Source organism: Streptomyces sp. WG7, assembly GCF_049975785.1.
Lineage (GTDB): Bacteria > Actinomycetota > Actinomycetes > Streptomycetales > Streptomycetaceae > Streptomyces.
Genome location: NZ_JBNGGE010000039.1, coordinates 17,424 through 33,551, shown reverse-complemented (window position 1 = coordinate 33,551; position 16,128 = coordinate 17,424). Strand labels below are relative to the sequence as shown.

At 72.2% G+C, this 16,128-nt stretch carries 14 protein-coding genes; 5 read left to right on the top strand and 9 right to left on the bottom strand.

Annotation, left to right across the window (positions count from 1 at the left end):
* The first annotated feature begins 255 nt into the window (after window positions 1-255).
* The gene (locus ACP4J0_RS29470; protein ID WP_426601768.1) at window positions 256-933 is read left to right on the top strand and encodes a M23 family metallopeptidase; all 678 of its coding nucleotides are present in this window, start codon (window positions 256-258) and stop codon (window positions 931-933) included.
* A 58-nt stretch (window positions 934-991) separates the two neighbouring features.
* Here ACP4J0_RS29470 and ACP4J0_RS29465 read toward each other — a convergent pair whose 3' ends face one another.
* Window positions 992-1,591: a TetR/AcrR family transcriptional regulator gene (locus tag ACP4J0_RS29465; protein ID WP_426601767.1), complete on the bottom strand. Its 600-nt coding sequence runs from the start codon at window positions 1,589-1,591 to the stop codon at window positions 992-994.
* A 173-nt stretch (window positions 1,592-1,764) separates the two neighbouring features.
* Between ACP4J0_RS29465 and ACP4J0_RS29460 the strand changes: the two genes are divergently transcribed.
* Window positions 1,765-3,369, top strand: a complete 1,605-nt coding sequence (locus ACP4J0_RS29460) for an MDR family MFS transporter (RefSeq protein WP_426601766.1) — start codon at window positions 1,765-1,767, stop codon at window positions 3,367-3,369.
* A gap of 281 nt (window positions 3,370-3,650) precedes the next feature.
* Here the strand turns inward: ACP4J0_RS29460 and cseC are convergent, their stop codons facing one another.
* From cseC to ACP4J0_RS29435, 5 genes are all read right to left on the bottom strand, one after another.
* A complete protein-coding gene (gene cseC / locus ACP4J0_RS29455; protein ID WP_426601765.1) occupies window positions 3,651-5,330 on the bottom strand; it encodes a two-component system sensor histidine kinase CseC in 1,680 nt (559 codons plus the stop codon).
* Window positions 5,331-5,346: 16 nt separating this feature from the next.
* Entirely contained in the window at window positions 5,347-6,051 is a 705-nt protein-coding gene (gene cseB / locus ACP4J0_RS29450; protein WP_426601764.1) for a two-component system response regulator CseB, read from the bottom strand.
* 190 nt (window positions 6,052-6,241) lie between these two features.
* The gene (locus ACP4J0_RS29445) at window positions 6,242-6,922 is read right to left on the bottom strand and encodes a hypothetical protein (RefSeq protein WP_426601763.1); all 681 of its coding nucleotides are present in this window, start codon (window positions 6,920-6,922) and stop codon (window positions 6,242-6,244) included.
* The gene (locus ACP4J0_RS29440; RefSeq protein ID WP_426601762.1) at window positions 6,910-7,449 is read right to left on the bottom strand and encodes a SigE family RNA polymerase sigma factor; all 540 of its coding nucleotides are present in this window, start codon (window positions 7,447-7,449) and stop codon (window positions 6,910-6,912) included. The genes ACP4J0_RS29445 and ACP4J0_RS29440 overlap by 13 nt, the downstream gene beginning before the upstream one ends.
* 369 nt (window positions 7,450-7,818) lie before the next feature.
* Window positions 7,819-8,883: an A/G-specific adenine glycosylase gene (locus tag ACP4J0_RS29435; RefSeq protein ID WP_426601761.1), complete on the bottom strand. Its 1,065-nt coding sequence runs from the start codon at window positions 8,881-8,883 to the stop codon at window positions 7,819-7,821.
* A 442-nt stretch (window positions 8,884-9,325) separates the two neighbouring features.
* Here ACP4J0_RS29435 and ACP4J0_RS29430 point away from each other — a divergent pair, with 442 nt between their 5' ends.
* Window positions 9,326-10,843: a histidine kinase gene (locus ACP4J0_RS29430; RefSeq protein ID WP_426601760.1), complete on the top strand. Its 1,518-nt coding sequence runs from the start codon at window positions 9,326-9,328 to the stop codon at window positions 10,841-10,843.
* 106 nt (window positions 10,844-10,949) lie between these two features.
* Window positions 10,950-11,621, top strand: coding sequence for a response regulator transcription factor (locus ACP4J0_RS29425; RefSeq protein ID WP_426601759.1), 672 nt, complete (start codon window positions 10,950-10,952; stop codon window positions 11,619-11,621).
* Between the two features lie 6 nt (window positions 11,622-11,627).
* Here ACP4J0_RS29425 and ACP4J0_RS29420 read toward each other — a convergent pair whose 3' ends face one another.
* A complete protein-coding gene (locus tag ACP4J0_RS29420) occupies window positions 11,628-12,284 on the bottom strand; it encodes a phosphatase PAP2 family protein (RefSeq protein WP_426601758.1) in 657 nt (218 codons plus the stop codon).
* A gap of 175 nt (window positions 12,285-12,459) precedes the next feature.
* Here ACP4J0_RS29420 and ACP4J0_RS29415 point away from each other — a divergent pair, with 175 nt between their 5' ends.
* A complete protein-coding gene (locus ACP4J0_RS29415; RefSeq protein WP_426601757.1) occupies window positions 12,460-13,320 on the top strand; it encodes a hypothetical protein in 861 nt (286 codons plus the stop codon).
* Window positions 13,321-13,476: 156 nt separating this feature from the next.
* Here the strand turns inward: ACP4J0_RS29415 and disA are convergent, their stop codons facing one another.
* Together disA and radA are read right to left on the bottom strand one after the other, a co-directional pair.
* Entirely contained in the window at window positions 13,477-14,601 is a 1,125-nt protein-coding gene (gene disA / locus ACP4J0_RS29410; protein WP_426601756.1) for a DNA integrity scanning diadenylate cyclase DisA, read from the bottom strand.
* An 81-nt stretch (window positions 14,602-14,682) separates the two neighbouring features.
* Window positions 14,683-16,092: a DNA repair protein RadA gene (gene radA / locus ACP4J0_RS29405; protein ID WP_426524148.1), complete on the bottom strand. Its 1,410-nt coding sequence runs from the start codon at window positions 16,090-16,092 to the stop codon at window positions 14,683-14,685.
* Window positions 16,093-16,128 lie beyond the last annotated feature (36 nt).

The following is a 16,128-nucleotide window of genomic DNA, read 5'->3' as shown; positions in this document are numbered from 1 at the left end:
GAAGCCGCAAGAACTACGAAAACGGGCATATCGGAGTGCTCGGGCGGTCGATTTGCAGGCCTCTGAGCTGGTTCTGTCCGTTATGAGGGCTCTGTCGAGGGTCGAGAAGTATCGTGCTGAAGTACTAAATAACGTCGTAGGTCACACCTTTGTGCGGTTCGGGCCCCTCGGGTTACCAATGTGGAGCCCGCCCGGTGAGCGCCTTCGCGTCACGCCGGAGGGGCATCCCTCTGTTCCCGTCCCCATGAGGTTCGAATGTTTCCGCGTGTCACGTCCCGTTCTTCCCGTACGACCATCCGCACCCGCGCCGCGGTGATGGCCGCCGGCCTCGGAGCCTCGGTCGCACTGGGAGCCGGGGTCGCGGCCGCCACCGGCACCACGGCGGCCAGCACCTCCACCGCCGCGAGCGCCGTCGAGGCCCAGGCCGCGGCGCAGGCCGAGGCGGCGAAGGCCGGCAAGGCCACGAGCGCGAAGACCGTCAACGCCAAGAAGACGGCCACCAAGAAGAAGGCCGCCTCCTGGGTGGACCCGGTGAAGAACTACAAGCTCACCGCGAGCTTCGCCCAGAACGGCGGCATGTGGGCGAGCAAGCACAGCGGCCAGGACTTCGCCGTGCCGATCGGCACCAACGTCGTCGCCGCGCACGGCGGCACCGTCGTCAAGGCCGGCGGCAACGGCGCCGGTGACGGCCCCGCCTACGGCAACGCGATCGTGATCAAGCACGGCAACGGCACGTACTCCCAGTACGCGCACCTGTCCAAGATCAACGTGAACGCCGGCCAGGTCGTGAAGACCGGCCAGTCCATCGCCAAGTCCGGTAACACGGGCAACTCCAGCGGCCCGCACCTGCACTTCGAGATCCGTACGACCCCGAACTACGGCTCGGCCGTCGACCCGGTCGCCTTCCTGCGCGCCAAGGGCGTGACCGTCTAAGGGGCAACCCCAGAGGTCACAGGCCCGGCCAGAGGGCCAGGGGCCGGGGCGCGGGGGGCTACGCGCCCCCCGCGCTCCGGTGTGCCTGGGCCACCAGGTCGGTGGCGACCTCGAGAACGGCCGCACGCCTCTTCTCGGGGTCGTCCTCCAGATCCTGGAGGACGAACATCCCGGCGTGCAGGGTGAACATCGCACTGACGCAGCGGACCTGGTCGACCAGGTCCGCTTCCGGGTCGATGAGGATGTCGCGCAGGCCGAGCATGCGGGTCTTGAACATCTCGCCGATGCGCAGGTCCCGCACCGTCGCCTGGTTCTCCTGCATGAAGCGGAACAGCGGCGCCGCGCCCGCCAGCACCTCGCCGTAGCGGCGGACGATCTCCTGCTTCGTCTCCAGGGTGTGCGGCTGCTCCCGCCCCCACGCGATCAGGTCCCCGATCGGCCGGGTCAGATCCTCGAAGATGCCGACGAGGATCTCTTCCTTGGTCTTGAAGTGGTAGTACAGCGCCGCCTTGGTGACGTCGAGGCGCTCGGCGATCTCGCGCAGCGAGGTCTTCTCGTACCCCTGCTCGGCGAAGAGCTCGAGTGCCACGTCCTGGATGCGCTGGCGGGTGTCCCCGCGGCGTCGCTGCTGCCTGGTGCTGTCCATCGTGCCGCCCATCCTCCTACGCACCTCCTGTTCCGCGCACTTCCCGGACCGCACTGCGCACTCCCGGGAAAAACTTACTTGACGCCCGGCTAGTTGCGCGTCTACCTTCCCGACTGTAGTCAACTTGCCGGTCGGCAAGTAAGTAAGTAAGCGGATGTACAGCGGCAGCTGGGGGAGTGGGAGCGATGGCGGACGCAGCGGAGGCAGGAGCCGGCGTCACCGACGGCGGCAAACAGCCGAGGAGCGTGCGGGTGGTCCTGCTCGCGCTCATGATCGCGATGATGCTCGCGATGCTCGACAACATGATCATCGGCACGGCGATGCCGACGATCGTGGGCGAGCTCGGCGGCCTGGAACACCTCTCCTGGGTGGTCACCGCCTACACCCTCGCGACCGCGGCCTCCACCCCGCTGTGGGGCAAGCTCGGCGACATGTACGGGCGCAAGGGCGCCTTCATGACCTCGATCGTGATCTTCCTGATCGGCTCCGCGCTCAGCGGCATGGCCCAGGACATGGGCCAGCTCATCGGATTCCGCGCCGTCCAGGGCCTCGGCGCCGGCGGTCTGATGGTCGGCGTCATGGCCATCATCGGCGACCTCATACCGCCCCGGGAACGCGGCAAGTACCAGGGCATGATGGCCGGCGTCATGGCGCTGGCGATGATCGGCGGACCGCTGGTCGGCGGCACCATCACCGACCACTGGGGCTGGCGCTGGTCCTTCTACATCAACCTGCCGCTCGGCGCGGTCGCGCTGGTCGCCGTCAGCGCCGTACTGCACCTGCCGAAGAAGCGCAGCCAGGCGCGGATCGACTACCTGGGCGCCGCGCTGCTGACCATCGGCATCACCGCCATCGTGCTCGTCACCACCTGGGGCGGCACCGAGTACGCCTGGACCTCCGCGCGGATCATGGAGCTGATCGGCATCGGCGTCGCCGCGCTGGTCGGGTTCGCGTTCTGGCAGACCCGGGCCGCCGAGCCGATCATGCCGCTGCACATCTTCCGCAGCCGCAACTTCACGCTGATGTCCGTCATCGGTTTCATCGTCGGCTTCGTGATGTTCGGCGCCACCCTCTTCCTCCCGCTGTACCAGCAGGCGGTGCAGGGCGCGTCCGCCACCAACTCCGGGCTGCTGCTCCTGCCCATGCTGGGCGCGATGCTGGTCACGTCGATGGTCGCGGGCCGGGTCACCACCAACACCGGCCGCTACAAGATCTTCCCGGTGGCCGGCGGCGCACTGATGACGGTGGGGCTGTACCTGCTCTCCCTGATGGACACCGACACCAGCCGCCTCACCTCCGGGGTCTACATGGCCGTCGTCGGTCTCGGAATGGGCTGCCTGATGCAGATCACCATGCTGGTGGCGCAGAACAGCGTGGAGATGAAGGACATGGGCGTCGCGTCGTCCTCCACCACCCTCTTCCGTACCCTCGGCTCCTCCTTCGGCGTCGCGATCATGGGTGCCCTGTTCAACCACCGCGTCCAGGACGTCATGGCCGAGAAGGCGGGCGCGCTCGGCTCCAAGGTGACGGAGCAGTCGGCGCAGCTGGACGCGGCGAGCCTGGCCGAGCTGCCGGAGGCGGCGCGCGTGGCGTACCAGGACGCGGTGTCCTCCGGTACGCACGGCGCGTTCCTGCTCGGCGCCGCGGTGGCGGTGATCGCGCTGGTCGCCGCGGTCTTCGTGAAGGAGGTGCCGCTGAAGGGGGCGGGACCGAAGGCGGCGGAGGGGCCGGCCGACGGGGACGGCGGCGCCGGGGGCACGGCGAAGCCGCCGGTTGCCGAGTCCGTCTGACGGCTCCGTCTGATGGCTCCGCCTGACGGCTCCGTCTGATGGCGAGACGCTCCGCCGCTTGCCGGAGGTTTGTTTCCGGGTGGTCTCCGGTGTCTCCGCTGGTCTCCGGTGTCTCTGGTGTCTCCGGTGTCTCCGCTGGTCTCCGGGTGGTCGCGCCTTGCGCCCGCCCGGAGACCCTTCGTCGTACCGCCGTACGGGCGAGACAGGTGGGACAGGCGACCGGCTCTGCTTCACCCGGCCGCACGAGGGGGCGGCCTCGGCACGGGCCGGGACCCCGCCCGCTAGGACGAGCCCCGGGGCGGGGCGTTCCGGGACGGCCGGTCCGGCACGCCCTGCGAAGACCGCTCCGATACGCCCTGGGACGACCGGTCCGATACGCCCTGAGAAGACCGGTCCGGCAGCATCGGGTAGCTCCCGGTGTTCGTCGGCGCGTGCTCCGGCAGCCACAGCACGGCGACCGCGCCCTCGGCCGGTACGTGTTCCGGAGCCCCCGCCGGCCGCACGTTGCGGAAGGTGAGCCGGGCGCCCAGCACCCGGGCCTGGCCGGCCGCGATGGTCAGGCCGAGCCCGTGTCCGCGGCCCGCCCGGTCCGTACTGCCGGTGCGGAAACGGCTCGGACCCTCGGCGAGGAGGTTCTCGGGGAAGCCCGGTCCGTGGTCGCGGACCCGGATCACCCGGCCCTCGACGCTGACCTCGACGGGGGGCCGGCCGTGCCGGGCGGCGTTGGCGAGCAGGTTGAACAGCACGCGCTCCAGGCGGCGGGGGTCGGTGGTGACCTCCGACTCGTGCACCACGTGGACGGTGACGTCCGGGTCCTTGGCCGCCACCCGCCGGGTCACGAAGTCGCCCAGCATGATGTCCTGCAGTTCGGCCCGCTCCGAGGCGCCGTCGAGCCGGGCCACCTCCAGGACGTCCTCGACGAGCGTGCGCATCGCCTTCGCCCGGTCCAGCACCAGCTCGGTCGGCCGGCCCGGCGGCAGCAGCTCGGCGGCCGTCAGCAGCCCGGTGACCGGGGTGCGCAGTTCGTGCGCGATGTCCGCGGTGACCCGGCGCTCGGCCTCCAGCCGCTGCTGCAACGCGTCCGCCATCGCGTCCACGGCACTGGCGAGGTCGTCGGTCTCGTCCCGGACGACACCGCCGATGGCGTCCCGCACGCGGACGTCCGGCTCGCCGTTGGCGACCTGGTTCGCGGCGGTGGCGGCCTTGCGCAGCCGGCGCGACAGCTGACCGCCGATGAGCACGCCGAGCGCGCTGCCGCCGAGGACGACGGCGATGGAGCCGATGACCAGGGCCTGGTCGAGGTCCTGGAGGATGTCCGCGCTGCGGTCGGTGAACCCGGTGTGCAGGGACATCACGTGCCCGTCCTTGAGCGGTACGGCCGCCCAGATGTCCGTGACGCCGCTCGGCCGGTCGGAAACGTACGTCGCGCGCCGCCCGTTCTCGACCTTGCGGCGCAGTTCCGACGGCAGCGCCGGGTCGTCGATCCGGGCGTTGGGGAAGTTCAGCCGTCCGGACAGCTCGTAGTTGCGCTGGGCGATCAGGACGCGTTCGTCCGCGAGGTCGCGGGCGTTGTCCAGCATCGACACCCGGGCCGCGTTGTGCACGACCAGGCTCAGCGCGACCGCCACCAGCGCGCCGACCAGCGCGATGGCCGCGCTGAGCTTCCAGCGCAGCCCGCTGCGGATACTCACCCCGCTGCGAGTCCCCAGCCCGCTACGAGTCCTCGGCCCCGTGCGGACGCGCAGCCCCGTGCGGATGCTCGGCCTCGCGGGCGTGCTCAGCCCTGCAGGCGTGCTCTGCCCCGTGCGCCTGTTCGGCCCCGCAGCCGTACTCGCCCCCGCGGGCGTGCTCTGCCCCGTGCGCGTGCTCGGCACCGTGTGCGTGTTCGCCCCCGGGGCGCCCCTGTGGATGCCCGGGCACCCCGGCGGCGAGGCGGTCCGGCGTCGGAAGAACCCCCGCATATCCCTGTGTCCCCGCTCAGGCCTTCAACTTGTAGCCGAAGCCACGGACCGTCTCGATACGGTCCTGGCCGATCTTGGTGCGCAGCCGCTGCACATGGACGTCGACGACGCGGGTGTCACCGCCCCAGCCGTAGTCCCACACGCGTTCCAGGAGCTTGTCGCGCGAGAGCACCGTGCCCGGCGCGGAGGAGAACTCCAGCAGGAGCCGCATCTCGGTCGGGGTGAGCGCCACCGGCCGCCCGGCCCGGCGCACCTCCATGCCGTCCGTGTCGACCTCCAGCTCGCCGAAGGTGAGCACGCCCCCGGTGTCCGCGGCGCCTCCCGCCTCCGCCCGGTCGCCCCCGCCGGCGTGGCCGAAGCGGCGCAGTACCGCGCGGATCCGGGCGACCAGCACGGCTCCGTCGAACGGCTTGGTGACGTAGTCGTCCGCGCCGGCCTCCAGGCCCAGTACGACGTCGATGGAGTCCGCGCGCGCCGACAGCATGATCACCGGCACGGTGGACTCGTCCCGGATCCGCCGGCACAGGCTGACCCCGTCGAGGCCGGGGACCATGACGTCGAGGAGCGCGATGTCGGGGCGGTCGGCCCGGAACGCCTCCAGGCCGGACAGCCCGTCGGGCATCGCGGTGACCGCGAAGCCGTCCCGCTCCAGGGCGAGCTGGGTGGCCTCGCGGATGACGTCGTCGTCCTCGACGAACAGGACGTGGGTCTGGTCTGCCATCCCGGTGCTCTCAGTCCTCGATGTGATGGTCGGGTCGGGTCGGGGCGGGCCGGCCCCGCTGGATGCGGTCGCCGGAAGCGTGTGCGGGCACGTGCGTCACGTGAGGTCACTCGGGCAGACGCCGGGATCGCGCACCGCGTTCACTCGGCCATCGGTTCGAGCGGGCCGATCGGTTCACGCGCCGTGTGCGTCAGCTGTCCGGCTCCGGTTCCGGGACCTCGGTCGGGGCGGCCCCCACGGCGTTGCTGTAGTCGTTGTGCGTGCGGTACTCCTCGGTGAACCGGCCAGCCGCCCAGCGGTACGTGATCACGTTGTCGCTGGACGGACCGGACACCGGGTCGTCCTTCTCGTACACCTGCTTGGTCACCACCAGGTCGCCGCGGTCGATCTCCGCGTAGACCGGAGGCTCCTCGGCCTTGAACACATTCTGGTACGCGTCGCCCTCCTCGCGGTACACGTAAGTGCCCACACCCACCGCGTCACCGCACGTCAGCACGTTGACCAGGACGTCCTCCGCCGAGCCCCCGGTCAGCTGCCCGTACGACACGTCGACGGCGTACTGATCGCCGACGCACGGCTTCAGCTCGCGCTTGACCTCCGCGGAGACCTCGGGGTCGTCCTTGACGAGCCGCACCGCGTCCACGCGGTCGGGGCCCCTCGAAGGGGAGGCCGTGGGCGAGGAGGACGAGACGGCGGCGGCCCCGCCCACCGCGTCCGCGTGGGCCGGGCCCTCGTCGCGGGCGCCGGTGCCGCCGGCCCCGCAGCCGGAGAGGGAAACGCCGAGGGCGACGAACACGGCCACCGCCGTACTCGCCGCCTGTACGCTCCTGCGGGCCTCCCCGGGGGGCCGGCCGATGGTCAGGCCGCGCAACGCTCCCGCTCCTCACGCTCCAGCGCCCGTGCGTCCAGATCGCGGGCGACCAGCTCCTCGCGGAGCCGGGCGAGCGCCCGGTGCAGCGTGCTCTTGACGGTCCCGGCCGACATACCGAGGGCGGCGGCCGTCTCCTCCGTTGACATCTGCTCCCAGTGTCGCAGCACCACGACGCTGCGCTGCTTCGGGGCGAGCACCTTCATGACGTCCATCAGCAGGGCGCGGTCCGCGTGCTGCTCGGTGGAGTCGTCCACGCAGGCCTCCGGGAGCTGCTCGGTCGGCACCTCCTCCAGCTTCCGCGCCCGCCACCACTCGGTCCGCGTGTTGATCATCACCCGGCGCAGGTAGGCGTCCGCCAGCCGCTTGTCCTCGATGGTCTCCCAGCGGCGGTACGTCCGCGCCAGCGCGGTCTGCAGCAGGTCCTGGGCGTCTACGGGGTCCGGGACCAGACGACGGGCGCTGCGCAGCAGCGCGTCCTGCCGGGTGCGGACGTACTCCTCGAACCCGAGCACCTTGCCCTGCGTCATGGTCAACCGCCTTCCGATCCCCGTTTTCCGGCGGTCTGGTCACCCGCCGGCCCACTGCCTGTGGTCCGTAGTCGTTCCTGTGCCCGGGGGCACAGGAACGAAGGTAGGGAAGCGTTGTCACGGCGCTGTGCGAAGCAGCCTTCGGCAAACCCTCGGCTGTCCGTCGGTTGTGTAACGGAAATCGGGACGGGGTGGAGCAGTGGGCTGCTTGATGGCGGTAAAGGGTGATTCGCCCTGCGGCGCCGCCGTCACGGAAGGCGCCGCGGCATTGCTCCACCACTGTGCCGCGGCTGTACGTCAGCTCAGCGTCGCGGCTGTACGTCAGCTCAGTGCCGCGGCTGTACGCCACCTCTGCGTCGCGGTTGTACGTCAGCTCAGCGGCAGCCGGTACATCCCGTCCGCCAGCGGCTCCACCAGTCCGTCGGCGACGAGGCCGTCCAGGGCGCGGGCGCGCTGGACCGGTTCGTGCCACACCTGGTCGAGGGCCGCCTGCCGCACCGGCCCGGGCGCCTCCCGCAGCACCGCGAGCAGTCGGCCGCGCACCTGCCGGTCGGTACCCGCGTACGTCTGGCCGCGCCGCGGCGGCCCGTCGTGCGCGGGTTTGCCGGCCAGCCGCCAGGCGCACCGGTCCGCGATCGGACAGCGGTGACACGCCTCGTTCTTCGCCGTGCAGACGAGTGCGCCCAGCTCCATGGAGGCGGCCGCCCAGCGGGCGGCGCTCGCCTCGTCGTCCGGCAACAGCGCACGCGCCAGTTTCCGCTCGGCGGCGGTGGTGGCGTTCGGCGGGTACTGCGCACCGGTGACCGCCCGGGCGAACACCCGGCGGACGTTGGTGTCCAGTACGGCGTGCCGCTGGCCGTAGGCGAAGGACGCGACCGCGGCGGCCGTGTACTCGCCGATGCCGGGCAGCGCCAGCAGCTGGGCGTGGTCCGCCGGTACGTCGCCGCCGTGCCGTTCCGTTATGGCCGCGGCGGCGCCGTGCAGGCGCAGGGCGCGGCGCGGGTAACCGAGCCGGCCCCAGGCGCGGACCGCCTCGCCGGGCGCTTCCGCGGCGAGGTCGGCGGGGCGCGGCCAGCGGGCCAGCCACTGCTCGTAGACGGGCAGGACGCGGTTCACCGGCGTCTGCTGGAGCATGAACTCACTGACCATCACACCCCATGCGCCGGCTTCGGGGCGCCGCCACGGCAGATCGCGGGCGTGCTCGTCGAACCAGTCGATGACGGGTGCGTGCAGCGACACACCGGACGCGGCCCGCTCGCCATCCGCGGCGGACACCTGGGCACGGGCACCGGTCGCGGTACCGGTACCGGCACGGGCACCGGTCGCGGAGACGGCGACGGGGGCGGGGGCCGGGGTGCCGGGGACGGTGGCCGGGGCCGGGGTCGCGGCGGGGTCGGAGGAGCCGTTGTTCGGGGGCTTCGTGGGCGCAGTCATGACCCTCCGATCCTGCCACGGGAGGACCACCGCACGGGCGCACCGCCACCCGGTGGCGGCCATGACACCTGACGATCGGCAGGGGCGCCGCCCCGCCCGCCGCTTGTAGCGTCGCCCCATGGAAGGTATCCGTCCGGCCGACGACGCCGGGATCGGTGGTGTCGGACCTGGTGGCGGTACGGGTTCTGACAGCGGTGTCCGACCTGGTGGAACCAAGGCGTCCGGTGCAGCCAAGGCGTCTGGAGGAGCTGAGGTGTCTGGGGGCGTCAAGGCGTCTGGGGGCGTCAGGGCGTCTGGTGGCGTCAGGGCGTCTGGGGGCGGTAGGGGTCCTGGCCGCGCCCCCGCCCGCCCCGCCCGCCCCGCCCGCCTCGCCCTCCTCGGCAGAGGTGCCCTCCTCTGGGCGGCCCTCGCGCTCCCCGCCGTCACCGCGGACCGGCTCGGGATGAACGAGCCGCGTCCCCTCTGGCAGCAGCTGGCCGGCCTGGGCGTGCTCGCCGTGGCCGCCGCCCTCTCCCGGCGGTGGCCGCTCGTCGCGTTCGTGTTGACGGCGGGCCTCGGCCTGACCGCCGCCCCTGCCCTGTTCAGCGTCTCCTACGGCCCCGCCCTCGGCGTCTTCGCCCTGCTGCTCGGCCTGCGCGCGGAGCGGGCGCGCCCGGCGGTGGCCGGCTTCGTCGGTGCCGGCGTCGTCGGTACGGTGCGGATCGCGCTGGTCGGAGTCGATCCGGCACCCGAGTGGCTGGTACTGACGGGCACCCTGCTCTTCGGCTGCGTCTTCCCCTGGCTCGGTGGACGCTACTGGCGGCAGAGCCGGGCGCTCGCCGAGGCCGGCTGGCTCAGGGCGGCCCGGCTGGAGGACGAGCAGCGGCACGCCGAGGAACGGGCCAGGCTGCGTGAACGGGCCCGGATCGCCCAGGACATGCACGACTCCCTCGGGCACGAGCTGAGCCTGCTCGCCCTGCGCGCCGCGGCCCTCCAGGTCGCCCCCGGACTCGCCGCCGACCACCGTGCCGCCGCGGCGGACCTGCGCGCCGCCGCCGCCGACGCCACCGACCACCTGCACCGCATCATCGGCGTACTGCGCGATGTGTCCGTCAACGACGAGCCCGCCCCGCTGACCCCGGCGGGCGAGAGCGTCGAGGAACTCGTCGCCCGGGCCGCCGAGTCGGGGCTCCCCGTCCGCTGGGCACCGCGGGACACCGCCGGCCCGGCCCTGGAGCCCGGCGGCATCGTCGAACGCCTGCTGCACCGGGTGGTGCGCGAGGCGCTGACCAACGCGGCACGGCACGCGCCCGGCGCCCCCGTCGTCGTAGCGGTCACCGGGCAGAACCGCGGTACGACCGTCACCGTCACCAACGGACGGGCCGCCGAGCCCGGCCCCCCTTCGTCGGGCGGCTCGGGCCTGCTCGGACTGCGCGCCGCCGTCGCCTCGGTCGGCGGCGACTTCCGGGCCGGCCCGCACGGGGCGGGGTTCCGCGTCCGCGCGTACCTCCCCGAGCAGCAGGCCCCCGCTCCCGCGCCCACCACCCGGTCCGTGCCCTCGGCACCCTTCGCCCACGCCCGCCGCCGCGTCGCCCTGGGCCTGGGCGCCGCCGCCGGTGCGGGCGTCCTGCTGGTCGGCGCGGCCTTCGGCTGGTACGCGTACACCGAGACGCACTCGGTGCTCAGCCCCGCCGCCTACGCGGAGCTGCGCCCGGGCACGTCGTACGACGAGGTCGCCCCCGTACTGCCGGACCGCGCGGTCCACGACCCTCCCGTCGACCGTGCCCCCGCGTCTCCGGACGACACCGACTGCCTCTACTACCGGGCGAGTGGTGAACTCCTGGTCTCCGTCGATCACTTCCGCCTCTGCTTCGACGACGAGGGACGCCTGGTCGCCAAGGACGTCGTTCCCCGAGTAGGCCTGTCCGGCGAGGGACGGGGGCGACACGACCGGCAAGAGCAACAGAAGCAGCACGAGTAGCAGAAGCACCGAAAGCACCAGAAGCACCAGAAGCAGCCGAAGCACCAAAAGCAGCAGAAGCAACGCAAGCAACAGAAGCAACACAGCAACAGGAGGAGTCCGTACGGTGATCCGGGTACTGCTGGCCGACGACGAGGCGATGGTGCGGGCCGGGGTGCGCGCCATCCTGGCGAGCGGCGGCGACAGCGAGGTCGTCGCCGAGGCGGGCGACGGCCGCGCGGCGGTCGAACTGGCCCTCGCCCACCGCCCCGACGTGGCCCTGCTGGACATCCGCATGCCCCGCCTGGACGGGCTCGCCGCCGCGCAGGAGATCGTACGAGCCGTCCCCGGCACGGCAGTCGCCATGCTGACCACCTTCTCCGAACAGTCCTACGTGGCCCGCGCCCTGGCCGGGGGCGCCACCGGATTCCTGCTCAAGTCCGGGGACCCCTACGAACTGATGGCGGGCGTACGGGCCGTGGCCGAGGGCGCCGCCTTCCTGTCCCCGAAGGTCGCCCGGTACGTCATCGAGGACCTCGGCAGGGGTGGTGGCGGCGGCCGGCTCGCCCGCGAGGAACACGCTCGCGCGCGTGTGGCGCGGCTCAGTCCCCGCGAACGCGAGGTCCTCGGCCTCGTCGGCGCCGGCCTGTCCAACCCGGAGATCGCCGCCCGGTTGCACCTCGTCGAGGGCACGGTGAAGGCGTACGTGAGCGCGGTCCTGGAGCGGCTGGAGGTCCGCAACCGGGTGCAGGCGGCGATCGTGGCGTACGAGGCGGGGCTGGTCGAGACGGACGTCTGACGCGTCTCAGCGGCGCCGGTGCGAGGTGGCGGCGTACGCGGCGGCGGGTGGAACAGCGGCCGGCCCCGGACCGGTCAGCCACCGCACCGCCGGCGCCGACGACGCACGCATCGCCTCGGCCAGCCGCGTCGCCGGGCGTATACCGAGGCGTACGGCCGCGGCGGCGACGACGGCACCGAGCAGCAGTCCGGCGGCGACGTCGTGTGGGTAGTGGACGCCGACGAAGACCCGGGAGAAGGCCATCAGCAGGGCGAGCGGCGCCGTCAGCCAGATGACCGCCCGCCGGACCAGGGCCAGGGCGACGGCGGAAGCTCCCGCTATCGTCGCGTGGTTGCTCGGGAAGGACCAGTCGCCGGTCGGCGGGCACTCCGCCAGGGACGGCACCGCCGCGGCGACCGCCCGGCACGGACGCTCTTGCGTGAAGCCGGACTTGAGCAGCTCACTGCACACGTACGCCACAGCCGTGGCCACGGGTGCAAGGGCCGCGATCGCGAATGCGTGGGGGTCGCCGCGGCGCGACCGCCACCAGGCGATGACGAACAGCGCGCCGAACAACAGGATTCCGCCCTCCGTCCACACTTCCGCCGTGTGCTGAACCCACGTTGGGGTGTCCTGGGCGAAGCCGGTGATGTCGCGGTAGAGCTCGTCGTCCTTGAAGGTCATACTCACGGACCGTAAGGGGAACCGCAATTCGGTCACACCCTGCGATCGACAGGTGGGGAACCTGTCGATCGGCAGGGGGTCCGAGGCGGTCTCCGGAATGATGATCCGTAAAAGTTGCGGGTCTGAACGGCGGGTGGGACAAGGGAACGCACCGATCTCTCGTACAGTTTGCGCCGTGGGATCTCTGCGCAATCCGGTCGGTCCGCTTCCCTCCACCATCTACTGGCGACGGAGGGCCGTACTGCTGTCCGTGTTCGCCCTGTTGGCCCTGCTGATCACGTGGGTCGTGGTCGCCGGCGGCGGGGGCGGCGGCAAGGACCGGGAGGACAGCGCCAACGGCAAGAACCCGGCGCCTTCGATCACTCCGGGGCCCTCGGGTTCCGGGCCGGCGATCAGTCAGGCGCCGGGCGGGCGCGACGAGTCGGGGAGCGGGGACTCCAGCGGGTCGGGTGCGGGGTCCGGGAGCGGCGACGGTTCCGGGTCTGGATCCGGTTCCGGTTCCGGTTCCGGTGGCAGTGAGTCCGGTGGCGGCGCAGGGTCCGACGGGTCGGGCAGTGCCGGCGGTGGCGGTTCCGGGGACGGTACGGCGACCGGCGTCGGCGCGGGTGACGTCCTGCCGGGTGGGTCGGGCCTGCCCAACTGCACCCCGGGAGCGGTCAAGTTGAGCCTGCGCAGCGTCCGCAACAACTACGCCCCCGGCCAGACACCCACCTTCGAACTGACCGCACGGAACACCTCCGGAAGCGACTGCAAGGTCGATCTCGGCCCGAAGCACGCGGTGTTGACGATCACGCCGGCCAGCGGCGACGACGCCTACTGGTCCTCCGACGACTGCGTCAAGGGCACGGGCAGCCTGCAGTACCGGGTGGCCGCCGGCAGCGGAATCACCTACACCGCGAAGTGGGACCGCAAGCCGAGCGCCCCCGAGTGCGGGACGCCTCCGGCGGGGTCGGCCAAGGCGGGGACGTACCTGGTGGAGGCCCAGGCGGCCGGGTTCGAGAAGGTGCGGACGTCGTTCGTGCTGAAGAACGACTGACCACAGCCCGACGTCGGCGCGGCTCCGGCCACGCCGACGCCCAGACGTAAGGCCCGGACATACGGCCCGGACATAGGCCCAGACGTACGACCCAGGCGTATGGCCCACACGTACCGTCCGGGCACACGGCTCAGAGGTACCGCCCAGGCACACGGCTCAGACGTACCGCTCCAGGATCGACGACTCCGCCAGCCGCGACAGGCCTTCCCTTACGCTGCGCGCCCGTGCCTCGCCGACGCCGTCCACGGTCTGGAGGTCGTCGACGCTGGCGGCGAGCAGCTTCTGCAGGCCGCCGAAGTGCTCCACCAGCCGGTCGATGATCGCGCCCGGCAGCCGCGGGACCTTCGCCAGCAGCCGGAAGCCGCGCGGCGACACGGCGGAGTCCAAGGCCTCGGGAGAGCCGGTGTAGCCCAACGCACGGGCGACTGTGGACAGTTCGAGCAGTTCGGCGTGGCTGAGCTTGTCCAGCTCGGCGAGCGCCTCGTCGACCGTGCGGGACCGCTTGGCGGTCGGCTCGGGCACGTAGTCCCGCACGACCAGCTCGCGCTCGGGTTCCACGCCGGCGATCAACTCGTCCAGCTGGAGCGCCAGCAGCCGCCCGTCCGTGCCCAGCTCCACCACGTACTCGGCGATCTCGGTCGCGATGAGGCGCACCATCTCGAGACGCTGGGCGACCGCCGACACGTCCCGGACGGTGACCAGGTCCTCGATCTCCAGCGCCGACAGCGTGCCCGCGACCTCGTCGAGGCGGAGCTTGTAGCGCTCCAGGGTCGCCAGGGCCTGGTTGGCGCGGGACAGGATCGCCGCGGAGTCCTCCAGGACGCGGCGCTGGCCGTCGACGTAGAGGGCGATGAGCCGCATGGACTGGGAGACGGAGACGACGGGGTAGCCGACCTGCTTGCTGACCCGGTCCGCCGTGCGGTGGCGGGTGCCCGTCTCCTCCGTGGGGATCGTCGGGTCCGGAAGCAGCTGCACGCCCGCCCGCAGGATCTTGGACAGGTCCGAGGACAGCACGATGCCGCCGTCGAGCTTGCACAGCTCGCGCAGCCGGGTCGCGGTGAACTCGACGTCCAGCACGAAACCGCCCGTGCACATCGACTCGACGGTCTTGTCGGAGCCCAGCACCATCAGGCCGCCGGTGTTGCCGCGCAGGACCCGCTCCAGGCCGTCCCGCAGCAGTGTGCCGGGCGCCACCGCGCTCAGCGAGGCGCGCATCAGGCCATCGGTACCGGCACTCCCACCGGACCTTCCGGGGGCTGCTGCCCGGTCGTTGGCTGCCACTGCACTCCTCCGGTCGCAGGTTCTTCAGGTGCTCCCCTGTCGCACACGTGGTCGTACGGACGGGCGAGACCAGGGCAAAGTCTACCGGCGGTCCTCCTCCTCCCGTGGGGCCTCTCGCCGACGGGAGCGCGGAAGCACCCGCAGGGCGTCCCCTATGTCCGCGACTTCCAGGACCTTCATGCCGTCAGGGACCCTGCCGGGATCGGTCGGTACCAGGGCGTGCGTGAAGCCCAGGCGGTGCGCCTCGGAGAGCCTGCGCTGCACGCCCGTGACCCGTCTCACCTCTCCGGCGAGGCCGACCTCGCCGATCGCGACGAGGTTCTTGGGCAGCGGGGTGTCACTGGCGGCCGAGGCGAGGGCGAGCGCGACGGCCAGGTCGGCGGCCGGCTCGGAGAGCTTCACACCGCCGACCGTCGCGGAGTAGATGTCCCTTTTGCCCAGGGCGCTGATGCGGCCGCGCTGCTCCAGGACGGCCAGCATCATGGACACGCGGGACGTCTCCAGTCCGGAGGTCGTGCGCCGGGGGGACGGGATCTGGGAGTCGACCGTGAGCGCCTGCACCTCGGCCACCAGCGGGCGGCGGCCCTCCAGGGTGACGGTCAGGCAGGTGCCGGGCACGGGCTCCGCGCGGCGGGTGAGGAACAGGCCGCTGGGGTCGGTCAGGCCGGTGATGCCCTCGTCGTGCAGCTCGAAGCAGCCGACCTCGTCGGTGGTGCCGTAGCGGTTCTTGACGCCGCGCACCAGCCGCAGGCGGGCGTGACGGTCGCCCTCGAAGTGCAGGACGACGTCCACGAGGTGTTCGAGCAGGCGGGGGCCGGCGATGGCGCCGTCCTTGGTGACGTGGCCCACGAGGAGCGTGGACATGCCGCGGTCCTTGGAGGCGCGGATCAGGGCGCCCGCCACCTCCCGCACCTGCGCCATGCCACCGGGGGCGCCGTCGATCTCGGGGGAGGCCACGGTCTGCACGGAGTCGAGGATCAGCAGGGACGGCTTGACCGCGTCCAGGTGGCCGAGGACCGCCGCGAGGTCGGTCTCGGCGGCGAGGTAGAGATGGTCGTCGATGGCCTTGATGCGGTCGGCGCGCAGCCGCACCTGGCTCGCCGACTCCTCACCCGTGACATAGAGGGTCCTGTGCTCGTCGCTCGCCGCCTTGGCCGCCACGTCCAGCAGCAGTGTGGACTTGCCGACGCCGGGCTCGCCCGCGACGAGCACCACGGCGCCGGGCACCAGGCCGCCGCCGAGCACCCGGTCCAGCTCGGGCACGCCGGTGGAGCGGGCGGTGGCCTGCCGGCCGTCGACCTGGCCGATGGGCAGCGCGGAGGTGGTGACGCGCCCCGGCGTCGTCGTACGGACCGCGGGCGCGCCGTACTCCTCGACCGTGCCCCAGGCCTGGCATTCGGGGCAGCGGCCGAGCCACTTGGCCGTCTGCCAGCCGCACTCGGTGCAGCGGTAGGACGGCCGGTCCTTGGTGGTCTTCGCACGGGCAGCCATGCACGAACCGTAACCGCCACCACTGACAACACCTGC

Coding starts and splice junctions, on each gene's coding strand:
- ACP4J0_RS29470 (WP_426601768.1), top strand. CDS start 256: ATGTTTCCGCGTGTCACGTCCCGTTCTTCCCGTACGACCATCCGCACC.
- ACP4J0_RS29465 (WP_426601767.1), bottom strand. CDS start 1,591: ATGGGCGGCACGATGGACAGCACCAGGCAGCAGCGACGCCGCGGGGAC.
- ACP4J0_RS29460 (WP_426601766.1), top strand. CDS start 1,765: ATGGCGGACGCAGCGGAGGCAGGAGCCGGCGTCACCGACGGCGGCAAA.
- cseC (WP_426601765.1), bottom strand. CDS start 5,330: ATGCGGGGGTTCTTCCGACGCCGGACCGCCTCGCCGCCGGGGTGCCCG.
- cseB (WP_426601764.1), bottom strand. CDS start 6,051: ATGGCAGACCAGACCCACGTCCTGTTCGTCGAGGACGACGACGTCATC.
- ACP4J0_RS29440 (WP_426601762.1), bottom strand. CDS start 7,449: ATGACGCAGGGCAAGGTGCTCGGGTTCGAGGAGTACGTCCGCACCCGG.
- ACP4J0_RS29435 (WP_426601761.1), bottom strand. CDS start 8,883: ATGACTGCGCCCACGAAGCCCCCGAACAACGGCTCCTCCGACCCCGCC.
- ACP4J0_RS29430 (WP_426601760.1), top strand. CDS start 9,326: ATGAACGAGCCGCGTCCCCTCTGGCAGCAGCTGGCCGGCCTGGGCGTG.
- ACP4J0_RS29420 (WP_426601758.1), bottom strand. CDS start 12,284: ATGACCTTCAAGGACGACGAGCTCTACCGCGACATCACCGGCTTCGCC.
- radA (WP_426524148.1), bottom strand. CDS start 16,092: ATGGCTGCCCGTGCGAAGACCACCAAGGACCGGCCGTCCTACCGCTGC.